This is a genomic window from Aquimarina addita, from assembly GCF_039539305.1.
In the GTDB taxonomy this organism is placed as follows: domain Bacteria; phylum Bacteroidota; class Bacteroidia; order Flavobacteriales; family Flavobacteriaceae; genus Aquimarina; species Aquimarina addita.
In genome coordinates this window covers 1-21,429 of the sequence record NZ_BAABCW010000032.1, presented here as the reverse complement: position 1 = coordinate 21,429, position 21,429 = coordinate 1, and the positions used below count along the sequence as shown (strand labels likewise).

At 31.8% G+C, this 21,429-nt stretch carries 19 protein-coding genes; 9 read left to right on the top strand and 10 right to left on the bottom strand.

All coding sequences use genetic code 11. The features are described 5' to 3' along the window. The first annotated feature begins 52 nt into the window (after nt 1-52). The 3 genes from ABD816_RS21305 (at nt 53) to ABD816_RS21295 (ending at nt 3,380) form a co-directional block, all read left to right on the top strand. Nucleotides 53-2,260, top strand: coding sequence for an ATP-binding protein (locus ABD816_RS21305; protein WP_344930874.1), 2,208 nt, complete (start codon nt 53-55; stop codon nt 2,258-2,260). A gap of 62 nt (nt 2,261-2,322) precedes the next feature. Continuing rightward, nucleotides 2,323-2,742, top strand: coding sequence for a response regulator (locus ABD816_RS21300; protein ID WP_344930873.1), 420 nt, complete (start codon nt 2,323-2,325; stop codon nt 2,740-2,742). 38 nt (nt 2,743-2,780) lie between these two features. Further along, nucleotides 2,781-3,380: a biliverdin-producing heme oxygenase gene (locus tag ABD816_RS21295; protein WP_344930872.1), complete on the top strand. Its 600-nt coding sequence runs from the start codon at nt 2,781-2,783 to the stop codon at nt 3,378-3,380. A gap of 71 nt (nt 3,381-3,451) precedes the next feature. Here the strand turns inward: ABD816_RS21295 and ABD816_RS21290 are convergent, their stop codons facing one another. The 7 genes from ABD816_RS21290 to ABD816_RS21260 form a co-directional block, all read right to left on the bottom strand. Continuing rightward, nucleotides 3,452-3,580 carry a hypothetical protein gene (locus ABD816_RS21290; protein ID WP_344930870.1) on the bottom strand — a complete coding sequence of 43 codons (129 nt, stop codon included), beginning with the start codon at nt 3,578-3,580 and terminating at the stop codon, nt 3,452-3,454. 48 nt (nt 3,581-3,628) lie between these two features. Continuing rightward, on the bottom strand, nt 3,629-3,910 hold the full coding sequence (locus ABD816_RS21285; protein WP_344930868.1) for a DUF3253 domain-containing protein: 282 nt from the start codon (nt 3,908-3,910) through the stop codon (nt 3,629-3,631). Between the two features lie 2 nt (nt 3,911-3,912). Beyond that, the gene (locus ABD816_RS21280; protein WP_344930867.1) at nt 3,913-6,147 is read right to left on the bottom strand and encodes a xanthine dehydrogenase family protein molybdopterin-binding subunit; all 2,235 of its coding nucleotides are present in this window, start codon (nt 6,145-6,147) and stop codon (nt 3,913-3,915) included. Nucleotides 6,148-6,150: 3 nt separating this feature from the next. Further along, nucleotides 6,151-7,170 (bottom strand): FAD binding domain-containing protein, encoded by a 1,020-nt coding sequence (locus ABD816_RS21275; protein WP_344930866.1) that lies wholly within the window; start codon nt 7,168-7,170, stop codon nt 6,151-6,153. After that, nucleotides 7,163-7,639, bottom strand: a complete 477-nt coding sequence (locus ABD816_RS21270; protein ID WP_344930865.1) for a (2Fe-2S)-binding protein — start codon at nt 7,637-7,639, stop codon at nt 7,163-7,165. Before ABD816_RS21270 ends, ABD816_RS21275 begins: the two co-directional genes overlap by 8 nt. 463 nt (nt 7,640-8,102) lie before the next feature. After that, nucleotides 8,103-8,636 (bottom strand): lipid-binding SYLF domain-containing protein, encoded by a 534-nt coding sequence (locus tag ABD816_RS21265; RefSeq protein ID WP_344930864.1) that lies wholly within the window; start codon nt 8,634-8,636, stop codon nt 8,103-8,105. A 49-nt stretch (nt 8,637-8,685) separates the two neighbouring features. Further along, on the bottom strand, nt 8,686-9,162 hold the full coding sequence (locus ABD816_RS21260) for a ferritin-like domain-containing protein (protein WP_344930863.1): 477 nt from the start codon (nt 9,160-9,162) through the stop codon (nt 8,686-8,688). Nucleotides 9,163-9,578: 416 nt separating this feature from the next. Between ABD816_RS21260 and katG the strand changes: the two genes are divergently transcribed. From katG to ABD816_RS21240, 4 genes are all read left to right on the top strand, one after another. After that, a complete protein-coding gene (katG, locus tag ABD816_RS21255) occupies nt 9,579-11,876 on the top strand; it encodes a catalase/peroxidase HPI (RefSeq protein ID WP_344930861.1) in 2,298 nt (765 codons plus the stop codon). A gap of 643 nt (nt 11,877-12,519) precedes the next feature. After that, nucleotides 12,520-13,089, top strand: a complete 570-nt coding sequence (locus ABD816_RS21250; protein ID WP_344930859.1) for a Crp/Fnr family transcriptional regulator — start codon at nt 12,520-12,522, stop codon at nt 13,087-13,089. A 58-nt stretch (nt 13,090-13,147) separates the two neighbouring features. Further along, nucleotides 13,148-13,573, top strand: coding sequence for an SRPBCC family protein (locus ABD816_RS21245; RefSeq protein ID WP_344930857.1), 426 nt, complete (start codon nt 13,148-13,150; stop codon nt 13,571-13,573). Nucleotides 13,574-13,776: 203 nt separating this feature from the next. Next, complete coding sequence (locus tag ABD816_RS21240; protein ID WP_344930856.1) at nt 13,777-14,253, top strand: DUF5946 family protein; 477 nt, start codon at nt 13,777-13,779, stop codon at nt 14,251-14,253. A 1,320-nt stretch (nt 14,254-15,573) separates the two neighbouring features. Here the strand turns inward: ABD816_RS21240 and ABD816_RS21235 are convergent. The 3 genes from ABD816_RS21235 to ABD816_RS21225 all read right to left on the bottom strand — a co-directional run bounded on the left by ABD816_RS21235 (nt 15,574) and on the right by ABD816_RS21225 (nt 19,228). Continuing rightward, nucleotides 15,574-18,042 (bottom strand): M48 family metalloprotease, encoded by a 2,469-nt coding sequence (locus tag ABD816_RS21235; RefSeq protein WP_344930855.1) that lies wholly within the window; start codon nt 18,040-18,042, stop codon nt 15,574-15,576. A gap of 47 nt (nt 18,043-18,089) precedes the next feature. Continuing rightward, the gene (locus tag ABD816_RS21230; protein ID WP_344930853.1) at nt 18,090-18,710 is read right to left on the bottom strand and encodes an RNA polymerase sigma factor; all 621 of its coding nucleotides are present in this window, start codon (nt 18,708-18,710) and stop codon (nt 18,090-18,092) included. Nucleotides 18,711-18,892: 182 nt separating this feature from the next. Then, nucleotides 18,893-19,228: a single-stranded DNA-binding protein gene (locus ABD816_RS21225; protein WP_344930851.1), complete on the bottom strand. Its 336-nt coding sequence runs from the start codon at nt 19,226-19,228 to the stop codon at nt 18,893-18,895. Between the two features lie 392 nt (nt 19,229-19,620). Here ABD816_RS21225 and darT point away from each other — a divergent pair, with 392 nt between their 5' ends. Then, on the top strand, nt 19,621-20,241 hold the full coding sequence (gene darT / locus ABD816_RS21220) for a type II toxin-antitoxin system toxin DNA ADP-ribosyl transferase DarT (protein WP_344930849.1): 621 nt from the start codon (nt 19,621-19,623) through the stop codon (nt 20,239-20,241). 2 nt (nt 20,242-20,243) lie between these two features. Then, nucleotides 20,244-21,281, top strand: coding sequence for a type II toxin-antitoxin system antitoxin DNA ADP-ribosyl glycohydrolase DarG (darG, locus tag ABD816_RS21215; RefSeq protein WP_344930847.1), 1,038 nt, complete (start codon nt 20,244-20,246; stop codon nt 21,279-21,281). Nucleotides 21,282-21,429: the final 148 nt, after the last annotated feature.

Below are 21,429 nucleotides of genomic sequence, written 5' to 3'. Positions count from 1 at the left end.
CGCAATTATATTTATATTGGAAATTGTTATTTGCAAAAAAGATAAGGAATAAATGGAAAGCCCGTCAGCACTGTATCCCAAAAAAGTGGATCTTACTAATTGTGATAAAGAACCTATTCATATTGTAGGAAAAATTCAAAATCATGGGTATTTAATTGCCTGTAACCCAAATACACTTAAAATTTCTTACTTCAGTCAGAATTGTCTGGATTTATTTGATGTTTCATCAGATGAGTTAGCTGAAAATCATATCCATACATTGTTTTCTGAATCATTGATTGATCAGATTAAAAATAATTGTAATGAACATAAAATTGTACCTATACCTATTACACTAAAAGAGGAGGATTTTATATTAATTGCGCATAGCGTCGATACTCAAGCTATTATTATTGAATTAGAAAAGGCAGACGAACCATTAGATCCGATTATATATCAGCAACAATTGTCTTTGGCTATTAACAGTCTGAGTGCAATTAAAAACGAGTTTGATATGTGTAAAGAAGTTGCACAATTAATCAAAAGCTTTTTTGATTATGATAGGGTGATGATATACCAGTTTGATAGTCATTGGAATGGTAAAGTAGTTGCTGAAGAAAAAGAAGCACATTTGGAAAGCTGGTTAGGGTTGCAATATCCTGCCACTGATATTCCACAACAAGCAAGAAAATTATTTTTAAAGCAAGGGGTTCGAATTGTAGCAGATGTTTCTTCTGATACTATTCCTATTACTAATAGTGCTTCTCATAAAGCACCATTAGATTTGTCAAATTCTGAATTAAGGGCTGTATCTCCGATACATATTGAATATTTAACTAATATGGGGGTTGGCGCTACACTTACTGCTGCTATTATATATCAAAATGAATTATGGGGTTTGATTGCTTGTCATCATTATAGTCCTAAATTTCTTAATTACCACCGTAGACTTTCTGTTAAATTGATAACACAAATGTTTTCATCACAGTTAGGTTTGCTTACGATGAATATAGCATTAGAGAAGACCAATCAGTCTAATAAAATAAGATTAAAACTTATAGAGCAAATGAGTAAGGGTTGGGATATTGAATCTATTCTGTCCGTGGAATCTTATTCTATGTTAGATATTACAGAAGCAGAAGGTGCAGCATTGTTTATGAATGGGGCCATTAAAACTATTGGAAACACTCCAGAAGAAGAAGAAATTACAAAATTAATAAGTTGGATTCAGACACAGCATAATTCTGATGTTTTATATACTAGCCATCTAGGCAGTATATATGCAGATGCACATAAAATAACAGAGACTGCTTCGGGTATTTTGACCTTGTTTATTTCCAATTCTAAAAATGATATGCTTATTTGGTTTAAACCAGAAGTAATTCAGACAGTTGATTGGGGAGGAAATCCTAATGAAAAATCAGTAGATTCAAACCAAATATTATCTCCCAGAAAATCATTTGCAAAATGGACAGAAGAACAATCTGGGCATAGTCTGCCTTGGTCAGATATGGAGATAGCTTCGACTAAAGCATTAAAAGATCATATTACTAATATTATTGTAGAGAAATATGATGAAATCAATTTTCTTAATAAAAAACTTGTAGCTGCCAATGAGGAGTTAGAATCCTTTAGTTACAGTGTATCTCATGATCTTAGATCACCATTGCGAGGAATTGATGGTTTTGCGCAAATTATAAAAGAAGATTATTTTGATAGTCTGGATGAATATGGACAGCAAGCCATTAATACCATTATTTCATCAATAAATAAAATGAACACATTAATTGATGATATTTTGGCCTTTGCCGGGCTAGGCAAAACATTGCTTAAACGTGATAAAATTAATATGCAAGAATTGATATCTGATGTGCTAGGCTTTTTGCAGGTCGATCGTTTATATGCCAATACTTATATTAATGTGCACCAATTACCACCTGCTTACGGAGATAGAGGAATGATTTTTCAGTTGTTAATTAACCTGATAGGAAATGCACTCAAGTATTCTTCCAAAGAAGAAAAACCTAATATTGAAATTGGATATGAAAATGAATATTACTACATTAAAGATAACGGGATCGGCTTTGATATTAGCCATGTCACTAAGATTTTTGGTGTTTTTAATAGATTAGTAAATGATGAATATCAAGGATCAGGTATAGGTCTAGCCATTTCTAAAAGAGTGGTAGAAAAACATGGAGGGGATATCAAAGTAAGAAGTACTCCTCAAAAGGGATCTGTTTTTAGTTTTAATTTAAACAAAAATGATCAACTGTCATAACCATATTTGGTATTGAATACTACATTATTTTTCTAATAGTTTGTATAAAATGATATAATGAAATGAAGAAACAATATATTCTATCTATAGAAGACAATCGTTCTGATATTGCACTAATGAAAAGAATTTTTAATAAAGAAATTCCGAATTGCGAGGTTCGATATATAGAAGATGGAGAATCAGCCATACAATATTTTGAGTCTCCTGATTTTAAAAATCAACCACCATCGTGTATCTTGCTTGATATTAAATTACCAAAAATGAATGGTCTGGAAGTATTAGATTATTTAAGAAACAAAAAAAAGGTAAATAGTGTTCCGGTTGTTATGCTAAGTTCATCAGATCGTCCCGATGAAATTAATGAAACATATGCACTAGGAGGAAATAGTTATGTAGAAAAACCAAAAAGTTTTTCTGAACTTAAAACCAGACTTCCTAAAATTGTTGATTACTGGGTAGGAATCAATAAATCTTTCCAATAATTACTAATTTAAAATAATTACAAGTTTAAAGTTCTATGATGTCGCAGCAAATAAAAATTTCAGATCATCAATCCAAGTCAATTTTAGAAATTTTAAAAGCTGGTACGGCACTCTCTCATCAAGAAGCAGAGAAAAAAAATCTAGCAAAAAAGATTATTGATCATACTATTTCTCTGGAAGAATACAAAAAACTTCTATTCATTAACTGGAAAGCTTATCGAAGTATTGAACAATATCTATATCAAAATAAACATATACTACCTAACGAGCTAACATCCCTTGTGTCTTATGATAAAAGTAATCGTTTACAAAAAGATCTAAACGCTTTGGGAGTACTGCTTGATCATTCACAGGAAAATAGTATCAGTTGTCCGGAAAATTCTTCCGTAGATTCCCTAATTGGATTTTTGTACGTTATTGAAGGTTCTATGCTGGGTGGAATGCTAATTGCAAAACATATATCACAATGTCCATCTTTGGAACATATCAGGAATCCATATTTTTTTTCAGGTAAATCAAAAGATCAAATGAAGAATTGGAAAGAGTTTTGTATGTATCTTAATAATCAGAAATATACAGAATCAAACATTCAGAAAGCATTAGATGCTGCTAACAAAGCATTTACTTTTTTTTCTTAACGGTATATTTTTGTTTTCCGATTTGATATAATAAGTAAATAGTCACTGAGTTTTTCGGCGCATACTGGTGTCTAGAAAACATAGCCTAATAACCAGAAGAGTATAATAAAGACTACTATAGTTCCGATACACCCAAATCTGCCTTTACTTATTTTTTTAGCTCCCCATCCTGCGATTAATCCTCTTAGTATTTTTTTCATTTATTTATTTTTTATTAAATTTTATGGCTTAATTATCTTTTAGTAAGATCAAGTATGTTCTTGATTTAAATTTTTATAGTATACGGGTGAAATTCGTAAACGAATAGGTCCTTTTAAACGTGATGGTAAAGCTTGTTGCTTTACGTTTTTTTGGAATACCTCTAATTTACCTTCCCTAACAAGGTTATCCGCTATTTCTCTGGTTATCTTCATGTATTTTCTCCAAGACAGACCGCATAATGATCGTGCAACTTCAGATGGACAATAGGTTTTATTCAATCCTCTATGCAGGGCAAACTTAAGATGCTCTTTTTGAAAATCTTTCTTCATTATTACAGTAATTCATCAAAATGAATTGGGAAATTATTGATGCGTTTACCAGTAGCATGAAAAATGGCATTGGCAATTGCCGGAGCCATAGACGCAAGACCAATTTCACCGATTCCTTTACTTCCTAACTCATTAATGATTTCATCCTTTTCTTCTACGAATATAACATCCAGCTCGTGTATATCTGCATGTACAGGGATATGATACTCACCTAGATTAGCATTTATAAATTTTCCTAGATTAGTATCTAATAAAGACTCTTCTCTTAGGGCTTTACTAATGCCCCATGTCATTCCTCCTAATATTTGACTTCTAGCAGTTTTAGGATTAATTATTGTACCTGCAGCAACCGCAGTTACAGCTCTTGTTACATTAATAGTTCCTAATTGCTCATCCACTTCTACCTCCACAAAAGCTGCACTATGGGCGGCTCTGGTGTATTTTTTTAGGGTAAGAACATTGGGGATATTGCTTTTTGAAACTTTGATAGGTTTGCGATAATTATGTAAGATTTCATCAAAATTTGTAAATACGGAAGGATTCTTTTTAAGAACGATCCGTTTATTTTCAAAAATTACTTCTTTCAGTCTTATACTAATAAAAGGAGATTGAGGAATTAGTTTAGCTTTCTTAAATAATTTTTTCTTTAGAGCAATACACGCTGCTTTAATTGCCGACCCAACAACGCCAGTGGTATAAGAACCACCCTGGATCGGTGAAAGAGGCATTTTACTATCTCCATATCTAAAAATAATATCGTTGACATCTACCCCTAATTCATCCGCAGCAATTTGACTCATTATAGTATAGGTACCTGTGCCAATGTCAGTAACAGCACTTTTTATAATTAAGTTTCCTTTTTTGGTAAGTTTTGCAGAAGCCTTTGCAGGTAACGCTATGACATCCCAAATACCAGAACTCATTCCTTGCCCCACTAAGCGATTACCTCTTCTGGTATCTCTAACCGCAGGGTTTCTTTCATCCCAACCAAATTTTTTAGCACCTTGTAGATAACACTCTTTTAATTCTTTGCTAGAAAATGGCTTATCACTACTATCATCTCTCTCAGCATAATTAATAAGTCTAAATTCTAAGGGATCAATTTTTAGTTTGTAAGCTAGTTCATCCATAGCAGTTTCTATGGCATGTAGTCCAGTACTACCTCCTGGTGCTCTCATATCCAATGGAGTATACAGGTCTAACGGTACCAATTGATAATCTAATAGGGTGTTTTTTACCGGATACAGCATATTACCCCAATTGACAACAACCTCTGTATAGTCTTCAAAACGCGAGGTTTCTGCTATAGCTTTATGTGATAATGCTGTAAGCTTACCTGTAGCATCAGCTCCAAAATTAACAGTTTGTAGCGTCTGTGGTCGATGACCAAAGGTGAACATTTGCTTCCGATCCATAGAAACCCTTACGTTCATTTTTAATTCTAAAGATGCCATAACACATAGAAACAATTGATATTGAGGTCTTAGTCCTGATCCAAAACCTCCACCTACAAAAGGAGATATAACCTGAACATTGGAGTAACGAAGTCCAAAAACATTTGCTATATAAATTTGACAATTACTGGTTCCTTGTGTTTTATCATATACCGTTAGTTTACCATCTCCTTCATAAATGGTAGTGGTCGCAAAAAGTTCTATTGGATTATGATGTTCTGCACTGTGATAAAACTCTTGAGATGAAGTTACTTCAGATTCTATAAAGGCCTTTTCAAAATCTCCTTTTGGTTTTGGCGGTAGTGGTTTTATTAAAGTTGCTAACCCCTTTTTTGGATTTTTAGCATGTGCCAGGTTTTCTTTTAAATTAGTACTGGATGTGGTTTCCTCGTATACTATGTTGACCAATGAAGCAGCAAATCTAGCCGTCTCGAATGAATCAGCAACTACTAGTGCAATTGGTTGACCGTTATATTTGATGTTATTATCTAACAAAGGTTTAAACGGTGAACCAGGCGGTGCATCCATATCTGCATACATAATATCAAACCAAGGTAATCTTGGACGATTTTTATAAGTAAATATTTCAATAACTCCATCGACTTTTCTAGCAGCAGTTTCATCGATAGCGATCATTTTACCCTTTGGTATTGTACTGTTTATAATGTATCCATGTACTAGTTCCTTTTCATTATATTCTCCTGCATATGTAGCTTTACCCGTTACTTTTAGTTGTCCTTCTAACCGATTTACTGAGGCTCCTATTTGTCTGCTTTTTATCATTTTTTATAAAGATGGTTGTGCACCTGGTCTTTGTGAAGACGGATCAAGAGCCATTAAACAATTTCGTACGATAGCTCTTTTAGCTAATTCAATTTTAAATTTATTATATTCAAAACCTTTTGCTTCTTTTAATAATAGAGATGCAATCTTCTCAAAATTTTCTTTCGTTGGTAATTCTCCTATAAGTGAAGCTTCTGCTTGTTTATTTCGCCAAGGCTTATGAGAAACACCTCCCAGTGCAATATTAATCTCTTTGATCTTTTTATTCTCAAGTTCTAAACAAGTAGCTACACTTACTAATGCGAAAGCGTAAGAGTTTCTATCCCTTAATTTTAAATACGAATAATTAGTAGAAAAGCCTCTTTGAGGGAGTATAATTGCTGTAATTAATTCATCTGATTTTAATGTGTTATCTAATTCTGGTTGATCACCAGGTAACCTGTGAAAATCATCAAAATTAATAATTCGTGTTCCAGTAGTACTAAATACTTCTACTTTGGCTTCTAGTGCGGCGAGCGCAATACACATGTCAGAGGGAAAGACTGCAATACATTGTTTACTATGCCCTAAAATTGCATGCATCCGATTCTTGCCTTCAATTGCAGGGCAGCCAGAGCCTGGATTTCTTTTATTACATGGAGAAGCCATATCGTAAAAATAGTAACAACGTGTTTTCTGCAATAAATTTCCTCCATTGGTAGCGCTATTTCTTATCTGAGCAGAGGCACCAGACAAAATAGCTCTAGAAAGTATTGGGTAATAATTTTCTATCTCCGGATGATATGCTGTATAAGCATTAGTAGCTAATGCTCCTAGTCTTATAGTCCCATTTTGTTGGCGACTAATTCTTTTTAAATCTTCTAGTCCGTTTAAGTCAATAAGCTCAGAAGGATTTTGCAAGTTATATTTCCAGAGATCTAGAAGATTTGTTCCTCCAGCAATAAAAGAAGAAGTTTTATTTTGATATTTAATCTCTAGAGTATCTTCTATCGATGCAGCTTTTTTATATCCAAAACTATTCATGATCTTGATTTTTGTAATTCATAATAGCATCAATTATGTTAGAATTAGCGCCACAACGGCATAGATTTCCACTCATGGATTCCTTTACTTCTTCTAAGGTATATGCACGATTTTCATCAATCATTCCAAGCGCACTACAAATTTGTCCAGGAGTGCAGTATCCACATTGAAAAGCATCCATCTCTATAAATTCTTTTTGTAAAGGATGTAGTTTTTCTCCTTGTGCAACTCCTTCAATCGTAGTGATCATAGAGTTGTCTTTCATTACAGATAAGGTAAGACAACTCAAAATACGTTTTCCATCACAAAGCACTGTGCAAGCTCCGCATTGCCCATGATCACATCCTTTTTTTGTACCTGTAAGATCTAAGTGATCTCTTAGTGTATCCAATAACGTTACCCAAGGTAAAAGCTCTAGGATATATTTCTTTTGGTTGATATTTAAGGTAATCTTGCTTTTATGATTCATGTCAATTTTAATACTTTTTTATTCATTTATAAAAAGTGTCCCAAATTGTTATTATATAATTATAGGGCTATAATTACAAATAATTAATGTTTTCTGTAATGCAATCTATTTTAATTAATAGGTTTAACAGGTTCTTTTCAAATTTTATATTAACTCTAAAGAAGGAAATTGCTAGAGGTTTTAAATGATCATAGAGTTAAATTTTAAATAACTGTCTCAAAATTGGAAGTGTTGTAAATTTAAACAAAAAAAGAGACCGTCTTTTCAGACAGCCTCATTTATAGAAAGTAATACGAATAAAATATCTTTTATGTGGGAAACATATATCTATCTAATCAATGAGCGATACATATTGGTATTTTATTAATAATTACATTTTCAAAATTATGAATACTATATATATAACTTGAACTCTTATAAATAAATTTTTTGTCTTAAAAGTTATAAATCATTATATCTTATTTTACTGTAGTGGTACATATTTAAATTTTTGTCCTCCTACTGATGCGTCAACCATAAGCCCTTCTTTTGGCATGGCAAACACCGCTACACCATCATCATATTTTGCATTTACAGCAACACCAGACTTTAATGCTATAGCCGAAGCCTCTGCAGAAAATTCATATTCGTCTGATTTAAACTCATTGAGATCTTCTTCAGTTTCAAAAAATATAACTTCAGTAACCAATTGCCCGCCTGCCTGTAAACCTATATTTAATTTTTTGAGATTAGCCATACCAACTAAAACTCCATTTTCATAAACTGCACCGTTTCCAGAGGCACCTCCAATAATAAAACCACCTTTTCCTACATTTGGAAATATTACATATCCAGCTGATGTGTCAAAAAAGTCGTTCAGTCCAACTTTTAACTTTAATAGTGATGTTTTTGCTTTTTCAGCATCATTAATAACCTTTTGATCATCTTCGCTTTGAGAAATAGCTGCTGAAGTCATAAACAATAAGGTTACTAGCATTATTCCTTTTATAATTTTCATATCGTATTTTTTAATGTTGTTTTTTAAATGTGAAACTTGCACTAAATTTTTAGATTAAATCTTCAAGTTTTTTAACCGTGTTTAGTACTTTATTAATAGATTCTCTTTGATTTAAAAGCATATTTTTAACATCTTCAGTAAAATAATTGTTTTCTAAGGCTTTATCATATTCAGCAAGAATTTCCTTTTCACCATTGATACATTCTTCTAATATAGCTTCATTTTTATCACCAGATATGGTAGTTTTAATACTGATCCATGCTCTGTGTAAAGTCCCGCTAAAGCTACCAGATTTTATAGGCTCTTCATTAAGAGAAATAATCTTATCCGTTAATTCAGTAGCAAACTGGCTTCGTTCTCTTGCTCTCAACTGTAAAAATGAAGTAAGTCCAGCATGATCTGTTTCTATCATTACTTTTTTAAATCCTTCTTCGGCGTCATAATTCTTTTCTAACAGGCCTTGTAAAACATTTACCAAATTTTTATGAGACTCCATCTTTACATCTTCTCTTGTTGTTGTATTCATGATTTGTTGTTTTATGATTAATATATTCACAAAATTAAGAGATACATGTTGTCTGAATTTCCTCAAATGATAAAAAAAATAACGGTATTCATAAAAAAAGTCGTTAGGTTGTAGAATGACGTAAAATTCAAACATAACTTGTTAATTTTCATCAATTTTTAATTTGTTAGTGTAATTATTAAGTAAGGATTAAACAACTTTTATTTCCTATATATAGTGTATATTGTGTTAGAAAATTGCAGATCTTCTTGCATAGCAAAAAATCTTCTCAATAGAGCACAAGATGATGTAAATGAATTGCTAGCTTCGATATTAAAAGTTATGATAGAATAAATTCAAACTATTAATAAGTAAGGCCTGAAATTTTATTCACAGATATTTTATTTTCAGTTTAGTTAATCCACAAATTATTTTATATGAAAACATTAAGCAATATTGAAGGTTTAGATACCTGCCCGTTTAGAGGGACTCGTATTGGGGGCGCTATTGGAACCCCTCCTCAGACAGATGATTGGTGGCCCAATCGCCTTCAGGTAGAATTACTTCATCAAGAACAGCCAGCAGCAAATCCTATATATAAAGAAAATTATAATGAAAAGTTTAATGCACTTGATTTTGAGTCACTGAAGCGGGATATTAAAGAATTGTTGGTAGATTCTAAAGATTGGTGGCCTGCTGATTATAATAATTACGGACCACAGATGATTAGAATGGCTTGGCATTCTGCAGGAACCTATCGTATTGCTGATGGTAGAGGCGGCGCAGGGCAGGCAATGCAGCGTTTTGCACCCATCAATTCCTGGTGGGATAATGGTAATACAGATAAATCTCGCAGATTACTATGGCCGATCAAAAAGAAGTATGGTACACATATTTCCTGGGCTGATCTCATCGTTTTGACAGGTAATTGCGCATTAGAGATTATGAATTTTCCAACCTTTGGTTTTGCAGGCGGCCGACGTGATGCTTGGGAACCTGATCGAAGTACTTATTGGGGGCCAGAGTTCTGGAATGGAAAATCTTTTGATGAATCTCAAACTACGGGTAATTATAAAGGACATCCTGATGAGATGGTAAATGAAAATTTACGCTGGGTGGGAGGCCCCAAAGAAGAGTATCACGATTTAGAAAATCCATTAGCAGCCACCCATCAAGCATTAATCTATGTGAATCCTGAAGGACCGGGTGGAAATGGTGATCCAGAAGATTCTGCGAGGAATATTAGGGAGTCTTTTAAACGAATGGCTATGGATGATGAAGAGACAGTAGCTTTAATTGCAGGAGGGCATGCTTTTGGCAAAAGTCATGGGATGGTTCCGGCCGATAAGATAGGTGCCGCTCCTGAAGCAGCTCCAATACGAGCGCAGGGTTTTGGTTGGCACAACCCCGTAGGTACAGGTAATGGAGCAGATACTATGACTAATGGAATTGAGGGATCTTGGACTCCCAATCCGACACAATGGGATAATAAATATCTTGAAAATCTATTTAAATTTGAATGGAAAAAAATAGAGAGTCCTGCTGGAGCAATTCAATGGACACCAATAGACCCAGAAGCACCAAAGACTCCGGATGCACATGTAGAGGGAAAAATGAATAGTCTAATGATGATGACATCGGATATTGCATTAAAAGTAGATCCTGCATACCGTAAAGTATGTGAGAAATTCATGGATGATTTTGATTACTTTACGACTGCTTTTTCAAAAGCTTGGTATAAATTAACGCATCGTGATATGGGACCTAAGGATCGATATTTAGGACCTGAGGTTCCTGAAGAAGATATGCTTTGGCAAGACCCGATACCGGTTAGAAACTATGATTTGATTAATAATGCTGATATAGACTTGTTAAAAGAAAACATTTCTAATAGCAAACTTACGATATCTGCTTTAGTGTCTGCTGCTTGGTCTGCTGCCTCAATCTATCGTCATTCTGATAAGCGTGGTGGCGCAAATGGTGCTCGTATTGGTTTAGAACCTCAAAATACCTGGGATATTAATAGACCAAAAGAACTCAACACAGTACTTGAAACGTTGAAAGGCATTCAAACTGATTTTAATAATGAACAAACCGAAAATAAGAAAGTTTCATTAGCTGATTTAATAGTTTTGGGTGGATGTGTTGCTATAGAGAAGGCTGCTCGCCATACTGGGATTGAAGTAAAAGTTCCTTTTACTCCCGGTCGTACTGATACGACTCAAGAACTAACGGATATAGAAAGTTTTGAGTGGCTTAAACCTGTATCCGATGGGTTTAAAAATTATCATAATGATAAAGTAGGGTATCGCGTGCCACCTGAACGCATTTTTCTGGATAGAGCTCAATTATTATCATTGACTGCACCAGAATGGACTGTGCTAGTAGGTGGGCTCCGTGTGTTAGATCAAAACTATGATTATTCTAAACACGGTGTTTTTACGGATAACCCAGGACATTTATCTAATGATTACTTTCGTGTTTTGACTAGTATGGATTATGAATGGATACCTCAAGATACAAACGAAATGCATTTTAATATCAATGACCGTAGAAGTGGGAATACCAGATTTACCGCTACACGATGTGATTTAATCTTTGGTTCTAATGCTCAATTACGTAATATCGCTGAGATTTATGCAGCTGATGATGGTCATCAGCGCTTTGTTCATGATTTTATTGCTGCTTGGGATAAAGTGATGATGTTAGACCGTTATGATGTTAGGCAAGAATAAGGATATTATTAGTTCATCAATAAATTTATTTGTGAACAATATTTGCTATACGTTTGTAATCAGTATTTATAGAAAAAGAGTGCATCCGCACTCTTTTTTGTTTTCCGAAGCTTTCTGCACTGTCGTGTTAAAGAAGTATAGTGATAATTAGAAAAACTGAATATTTTTACTAAAAAGAAGGAAAAAGACTACTTTTTTTGCATTAATTTTAATTTAAATATGTTAAAAATAAAATTTTTAACGATAAAAAGCGCAAAAAGCTTGTGGGTACTAAAAATTGCATTATCTTTACAAAGTGAAAAATTAGTTAGTGACTTTTATTTTTCCCCAAGAATAAGAGTCTTTAAAAGTTGAGTTTTAATTTTAGATTAAGCCCCTAAATTAAGATGATTTGTGTGAAGAAAAAGAGCGTGGAGACGCTCTTTTTTGTTTTTAGTCTTTTCATTTATTGTTCTATACATAAATTCTAAGAATTTGTATTGGTAAAAGGTGAGGTATTAGCAGGGTCTTATAAAAATGAATATGTACTAATAGAATTTATTACTAATTATATATGAATTCTCGTACTTTTCACATCTCTTACAGTCTCATAGCGATATCATATCATTATCCATTATATTTGATTTTTTTAAAAATTAAGAAATTGACTGAATTACAACAATATATTACTTCTTATTTTGGAATAACTAATCAGCATATAGGTAAGATAACATCTTTGTTTACAGAATCTGAACTCAAAAAAGGAGAATATTTTATAAAATCAGGTCAGTACTGCGAGAAACTCAGTTTTGTGAGAAGTGGTTTTATTAGAGTTTTTGCAAACGCTAAAGGAAAAGAAATTACCCAATGGATTTCTACTCAAGGCTATTTCATCACAGATTTATACAGTTTTACTTTTAAACAGAGAGCAAGATGGAATATTCAAGCGTTAACAGACTGCACATTATATACAATCAATAAAGAGAATTATGCGCTTTTGAACAATGTAGTTCCAAATTGGGCTGAAATAGAAAAACAATTTATTGCTAGCTGCTTCATTCAATTAGAAGATAGAGTTTTTAATCATTTATCTTTAAGCTCAAAAGAGCGATACGATAAATTTTTTGAAGATAATAAAGAAATTTTTAACCAAGTACCGTTACAATATATCGCATCAATGTTAGGAATGTCACCTGAAACTTTTAGTCGAATAAGAAATAAAAGAAATTCTTGATTTTTATCAAGAGCAAAAGCTTGATTTGAGCTGAACTTTGTCTAATAAATTAATTATTATGACAAAAGAAATTAAAACATCTATTGTAATCAACTCCAGTAAAGAAAGAATATGGGAAATACTAACAGATTTTGAGTATTATTCTGAATGGAATTCTTTTATAAAATCAGTTATTGGAAATGTAGAGGTTGGTAATCAAATTACAATAAAATTAAAAGGAATGACTTTTAAACCAACTGTAATAGCTTTCCATCAAAATTCTGAATTAAAATGGCTTGGTCATCTTTGGTTTAAAGGACTATTTGACGGAGAACATACATTTAAGCTGATTGATAATGGAGATGGAACTACCAATTTTGAGCAGAGTGAAATTTTTAACGGAATTTTAGTGAAACTGTTTGCCAGGAGCTTGGATAAAAATACCAGAAAAGGATTTGAAATGATGAATATGGAATTGAAACTACGTGCAGAAAACGTAAAATAATATGATAGATAAAAATATTAAATGATTTGGGTATACTTAAAGATTAGTAAATTTTTTAAAGGTTTGTTATTTATAAAATCTGGTATTTAAATTAGAAAGAATAAAACTAAACAACAAAGATCGACTCTATCTTTATCTGAAAAATAATATGTTATTTTTCAACCTAACTGTATATTTTTATTGTTATACCAAGTAGAAAGACGATGCAAGATTATATTGACTTAGCAGAAAAGAATGGAGTTATACTTTTAGACAAGGGGAAGTGCCAATTTTGTGGTGCAAATACACCAAGAGGAATTCATGAATGCTTAGAAATTTTCAATTTTGAAATTCAGCATATTGATTTTTCTAATATTGACAATCACATATATCGTTTTTTGATTGTAGATTCGCATACATTACAACATCCTGAAATTCATGGCAGGTGGAATAATCACTTTCACCTTACGAGGCTTCATTTAATTTTTAAATATGATACTAACTGGACTTATCAACACTCTCCAAAGCATAGCGAATACCTTAATGATTATAAGTCGGATAGACAAAATGAGTATCTAATTCTACCTAAAGTTTTTAAAAGAGGTAATATTACGACAGCAGATATTAATGAGAAGTCAAAAGACAAAACTGTGTGTAAAGATTTGATAAGAAAATGGGCTTTAGATGTATATGATACTTAGAGCCATTACCATCATCTCGTAGATGAGATTGCAAAAGGATTTTTAGATAAGAAATAAAAATTCAATTGGTTATTATATGATTTTAAGAAGCTATTACTTTAACCTCAAGTAAGGTTATAATATTTCATTATCCAACATTGTAATACTTATAGTGAATAAAAGTCATTTTTATATAGCCTGGTTAAAAAAAACGATGCTTAGATCTAGAGAAACTTTTCTAAGAAAAAAAATACAGTCCAAACTCTTTTTTAGAGTAGGCATACCTTCGTTAAGTGGGTATTATTTATATACCTTTACTTATATTCCTTCGATCTGAACATAACAGGTCGTCAAAAAAATATTTTTTTGACGACCTCATTATTTTAGAAGCAATAGCAAAAACCGTTGCTTGACTTTGTTCCTTCAGTAGGTCCACATTCTAAAAAGCAAGAATCGATAAGTCTTAACCCTCCGTTAATTGTTTTCTGTTCTGTTTTAGATAAAACTTTACCTAGGTTTTATAAATTTTTCATAATGTAAAACATTTATAAATTAGATGTTAGTGAACATTTAAAGACACTCACTATTTATGTCTATTCTTCTCAAAGAATATTGTTCTAAACATAAAAATCATATATCCTGAATTTTACGTTTCACAGAATTTCTTGTAGTTGTTTATTTTCTTTGTTAGTGCGATAATATTTTTAGCAAATAGAAATAAAGTGTTTTTATCTACCGGCACCTGTAGCACTAAGTGATCAATATTAAAGTGTGTCAAAATACCGGTAATGGCAGGTTGATATGGATATGAAGGGTGGTTTCGTATTTGAAAAATTAATTCATTAATATCTATATGAATCGTATGTTTCTGTAACAGTTTATTTACAATGTGAATATAGGAGTTTTTCAATGTAAGCCTAATTAATGTGAGTATGTATGTTATACTCTTAATTGCATAAGCAGGGGAAATGTTACGTTTTTTTGAAAAAAAAATATTTAGTAGTGCAATAGACTCATTAGAAATAGGGATTACTCATAAAATATAATCACCTATGAAATATTGAAACAGGACAGGGGTTATCATATGCGTGCTGTTGAATTCTGGTAATAGGTATGTAAAACGGTCAAGTGTTTTGTAAATAATGTTTAAATTTCTGAATTAGTCTAACAAGTTTGTCATTTTCTGAAGATTCTTAGATAACTTAAATAGGAATACCTACTCTTCATAAGAGTATGTTTTTAAAATGTTCATTTTTGTTTTTTCACTGGAAACTGCCGTTTTTTATTGTCGGATTATAGGTAGCTAAATATGTAAACTATTCGAGCTTGATATAAAATAAATCAGCTGATCTTTTTATCTTGTGTAAGATAGAAACTACATAAAGTTTTAATACGTATGATCAATTCCTGATGAATAAATTCACCTTTATCATTTTTTTGTTCGAGATGTTTATACAAACCTTCTTTATTAATTTTGTCCTTGACTAATACAAAATCGTCACTTGTTTTAAGTAATACACTCATACAACCCTTGATATTATTGGTTAAGAGTAAGCCTACACGATCTGCTGATATTTCCATAAGCCGTGAGGTAGCCAATAGTTCGCTTTCCTTTTTATTGTTTGTGAATTTATCGGTTATTTTTTCACCATATTCTACGGCAGTTTGTCCTCTTTCTACCACGTTTGCTACTTTGTCGATTCCGGTTAATACGTTAGTATACTTGGTTATATTGACAAATTTACTAGCATAGTTACCTACTGTACTTACTACAGGAAGTGCAATTAAAAGCGCCCCTGCAAGATCCATCCCTTTACTTTTTGCTCCTCTCCATACATCTTTTGATGTAACTCGTGTATGTCCAAAAAGTATATGAGTCAATTCTAATGCAAGATTAAAAGTTAATTCATTGGTGCTAAAATAGTAAGGGCTTTCAGGTTGTAAGTGATCCTTGCCTAAGATTAAAAAATTAGGGGTACCTTCTACACCAATGATACCTCTGGAGAAATCGCCATTACCAATATAACATTCAGGTTGGGATAGCTGTAACTGCGCTACCAATTTTTCCAGAATGCTAAACGCTTCCGGATAGTTAGTAAGAGATAGTTTTTCTGAATACATAGTCACTTGTCCATAATCTGGTGGAGTTACTTTAGCAATCAGACTTGTAAATGAATTCATAAAACCATCAGCTTTATTAAAGCAATCCGGAACTACGGTATTAAAAAGTTCGTCTTTTGTATAGACGGTAGCTACTCGATCACTTTCCTCAGTATCTTCTTGCTTTTGGAACGCATCTTCCATGAATAATGAAAGAACGTTATTTGCCTTTTCTGTATGTATTCCAGCAGCGACTAGCTGAGTAAGTCGATTCAGTACGAGAGGTTGTAATTGAGCCAATTCTAATAATTCCTTAGCGTTAGATTGGTTGACTGTTGTCTTAATTTCTGACAAATCTTCTAAAAGTTGTATGCGTAAGGGATGGCAATCTTCTCCATTTAAAATATTAGTTTCGGTATCAGAAATGAGTTCTAAAATACTATCATCATCCAGATTTTCCAGTGTAAATTCATAAAAAGGAATTGCTTTTTTATACTGCTTTGTATCTTTTAGGTATTGTAAATGTTTTATTCTGTAAGGTTCAATGTTTTTAGATGTTCCCTTTTTATCATACAATCCTACAATTGCGGCGTCATAAAATACATCCAGATATTTTAATTTAAAATTATCATTTCCTTCCAGTAATAATTCTAATAAATTATATTGCTCCACTTCACTAATGTCCCAATCTGACATAATTTGATATATAATGTTACCAAAAAGTGGTTCACTATACATGTAATTTTTAAAAGCGGGCGGTGTTACTAATTTTTTATCGCATTTCTTTTTGGTAAATTGATGAACCAACTGGGATTTGATAGTTCTTCTCAATTGATCTTGTTCATCAATTTGATAGGTGTATATTTTTTCGATTAGTTGAAGATGTTCTTCTTTCGTATCATATTTATCAAAAAGAATGTCTCCATATTTTTCTATCCTTTTATTTGAAATTTGGTTAAAAAGTGGTTCTGAATACGCAAAAAGCCAGTCATTAAATAATTCTGTATCAAAGGAAAATTGGCTGCTGGTAATTGAGTCTTTTCCGATTTTTTCCTTAAAATCAATGTGATGTCCTGTAATATCGGTCCAGATGAAATGTTGGCCATCTGTTCCAAAAAGTATATTCTTTGTTGAGGTAAGAATAAAATAATAAGTATGATTTTTAAGAACCTCCAGTAATTCAGTTTTAAGATTGGTAATTCCTAAGCAAGCCAGATATATAGCATCTGTATCTAATTGAGACAATAGAAAGTTTTTTTCTAAAGCCGAAAGAGCAGCAATAAACTCTATTTTATTTTCAAACATTGGTAAAAATAAACCAGTATCCCACGTATTATTAGTAAACGCTACTATTGTTTCAACTATTTGTTGTTTTTTGCTATATAGATCTACAGGTACTATGGATTTTTCTTGAGTATCAGTTGCCAAGGTAACCTTATTACACTCTACAATCAACTGATTTCCTTTGTTAACAATCTCATAAGAGGTATAGGTCTTTTTCTGTTTTTTTACGTCTATACTAATATCGTAATGGATAGTTAATTCATCGTTCTCAGATTGAATATAGTATTCTTTTTTTTTATGCTCTTGTAAGAAAATTTCTAAATACTCATATAGTTGGTTAATATCAAATTTTTTAGGGATTGATATTTTATAAGAAGCTATATCATTAACAGGTGCTTCCTTGTTACTTTTAAAGAAATTTCGCATTAAGATTTGATTTTTGAATATTTAAAAATACTAAACTCAACCATTTTTTATGTGTAAGAATGAAAAAATTTTTTCTTTGATTGCAATGTTGTGTTTGATATTGTAGTAATTGATAACTCATCATATAGGGGATCTTTACTGATCATTTGTAAGAGTTGTTTTTTAGCGTCAAATTTCTTTTTTCTCGCATATCCTTCTGAATATCCGCTTATTTTGGCAATTTCTTTCATGCTTTTTCCATTAAAATAATACGATAAAACTTTTTTATTTGTAGTGCTTAACTTCATAAAATGTTTTCTATACAGGTGTTCTTTTTCCTGATGCTCTATGGTATCGATGATCGTATTGTTTGTCAACTGATGATTTTCTATGAGTGTTGTATCAAAAATGATTTTCTTTTTTCTTCGCAATCTATTTTTCCAAACGTTTTTGCAAATGCCATAAAAATAAGAGTGTATTGAATTACTCAGAACGAGTGTGTCAGTTGTTATTTTTTGATATATCAATAGCAGTGCATCCTGAAACACATCCTCTGCATCAAATAGGTTACCAGAGTTAAGCAAAACATATCTTTGTATATGTGTAAAATTTCTTTTATAAAAAGCTTCAATAATTTGCTTGTTTCCAATGCTGATTCCTTTTATAATTTTTTGATCTGTTTTGTTCATAGGCAATAGTTTTTAGTATATGTGTTAGTAGGATTTTTTTGATACGGAGGTTGTAGTCATACAGATGAAGACCTTCACGAATTGGAGTATTAGATTTTTTATTTTGATGAGTATTTTTGTGGCAGTCATCTTCAACCCTTCCGTTTAAGGAAGGGAGTAGATGTGTTGAGAATTGATATATTTTATTGTTTGCTTAGCATTAGTACTTCGTTACAGATTACTTCTGTGATGTATCGTTTTTCGCCTTCTTTATTTTCATAAGAACGATTGGTTAGTTTTCCTTCGATAGCTATTTCTTGCCCCTTGTTTACATATTTTTCAATAATCTCTGCTGTTTTACCCCAAGCTACGATATTATGCCAGAAAGTGTTTTCTATTTTGTCTCCTTGTTTGTTATAGTAAAAATCATTGGTAGCAATAGAGAATTTGGCTAGTTTTCTACCAGAATCCAGGTTAATGATTTCTGGTTCCTGTCCTAAATTTCCAATTAATTGTACTTTGTTTTTTAATGTGTTCATGAGTGTTGATTTAAATGATTACTAGTTTATATTTTGTTTTATACCGGACATACGCTCCGTATTTTGTAAACTATCCAATATGATATAGGAGTGTTATAAATTCCTTTTCTAATTGGATACTGCAAACATAAAAGGAGGGTTAGATGCTAATCGGTTAGGAAGCGTTTGTTTTCGGTTGTAATCGTTTGTAGTCGTTTAAAAACGAATATAATATTGGTTATTAAGGTTTTGTGTATTCGATTGTAAATGGAAAGTTTTTGTGTGTTTTTAGAACAAATGTGTTTGTTACGTTTATATTTGTGTTAGCATACATTGCAAAAAATCATATTTCAACAACTAATAATAAAAAAATGAAATGTGTATCTTGCCAACCTAAAGAATAGATTCGAAAAATGGATTTAAGTAAGGTGTATGTTTATAGAATGACTCATATTGAGAATATTCCTCATATCATTCAAAATGGCATTACACATAAGGATTCTAATAACGCGAATCAAGATTACAAGGCTATTGGAGATAATAGTTTGATAAGTACTCGAGATGGTTTAAAGATTCCTAATGGAAAAAAACTAGGGGATTATATGCCGTTTTATTTTGGATTGAGAACTCCTATGCTTTATGTTATCCAAAATGGTTTCAATGGGGTCAAGGCTTTGAACCCTGACAAAATAGTATATTGTGTTTCAAGTTTAAAGAAAATATCGGATTCTTCTTTAAGTTTTATTTATTCGGATGGACATGCTACAGATGGTTTTACCAAATTCTTCACGCCTGAAGATTTATTAGAAATTGAAAATCAAGTCGATTTTAAAGCAACAAACGCCAAATATTGGAAAAAAGAAGACGATTTAGATTTTAAAAGAAAAAAAGAAGCGGAATTATTAGTTGAGGAAGACATCCCTTTTGAACTTTTATTAGGTTTTATAACCTATAATGAAGATTCTAAAGTACAAGTTTCTCAATTTGGCATTGACAGTAAAAAAATAGTTGTTAGACCTAATTATTACTTTTAGTTATGATTAAATATATAGTTGGAAATTTATTTGAGAGTAAAGCGGAAGCATATGTTAACACTGTTAACACAGTTGGTGTAATGGGTAAAGGTATTGCTTTACAATTTAAAAAGCTCTTCCCAAATAATTTCAAAAAATATAAAGAACTGTGTGATAAGAAAGAGTTTAATATTGGGCAATTATTGGTTATTAAAGACCAAAATACTATTACAGGGGAAAAGACAATAATCAATTTCCCAACAAAAAAGCATTGGAAATCCCCTTCAGAATATGAATATATCGAATCAGGTCTAAACGACTTGGTTAAAATAATAAATGAACACAAAATAAAGTCAATAGCTATTCCTCCTTTAGGGAGTGGTAATGGAGGGCTTCAATGGAGTAAAGTCAAGAGTATAATAAAAGAAAAACTTGAACACATCGAAGATTGTGATATACATGTTTATGAACCAAACTCAAAAGTTAAAGAAATCCTGAGTAAAGAACGTGTTAAACTGACTCCAGCAAGAGGAATGCTATTATACATGCTTTTTGAACTTGTCAAAAATGGAGAATTTGTGTCTGAATTTGCTAGTGAAAAACTATGTTACTTTCTCCAACGTTTTGGCGGTCAAAAACACTTCAATCTTGAATATTCACCTAATTTTTATGGCCCATATTCTGGTAAAGTTAAACACGTACTTAATTATCTGAACGGAAGTTATTTAATGGGATATGGAGGTAAAGATAAAAAGCCTTTTGAAGAGCTTGATTTAATTGTAGATTCTGAGTCACAAGTCAATGATTATATTAACAAAGACTCTGAATTGAAAGAAATTGTTGTAAATACAAGTTCTTTTCTTAATGGTTTTTATTCCTCATTTGGTTTAGAGTTACTTTCTACTATTGATTATATAGCTCATTCAAACAAAAACTCTGATAAAGAATTCATTAAAAACGAACTTAATAATTGGAGCAACAGGAAAAAAACTCTTTTTTCAAACGATAGATATATAGATATCTCAATCAACCATCTCGAAAAATCTAAGCTACTAGTGTAAAAAACGTATGGTAACAATTTGTCCTATGTAAAGCCCTTTCCCAAGTCCTAGGTTAAATTTACGATATTTTTTTATTTTATTTATTTCATTATGATGATGATTTTATAGTGTTGGAATGTTGGCAACGCCATTAAGCGTTGTCAATATT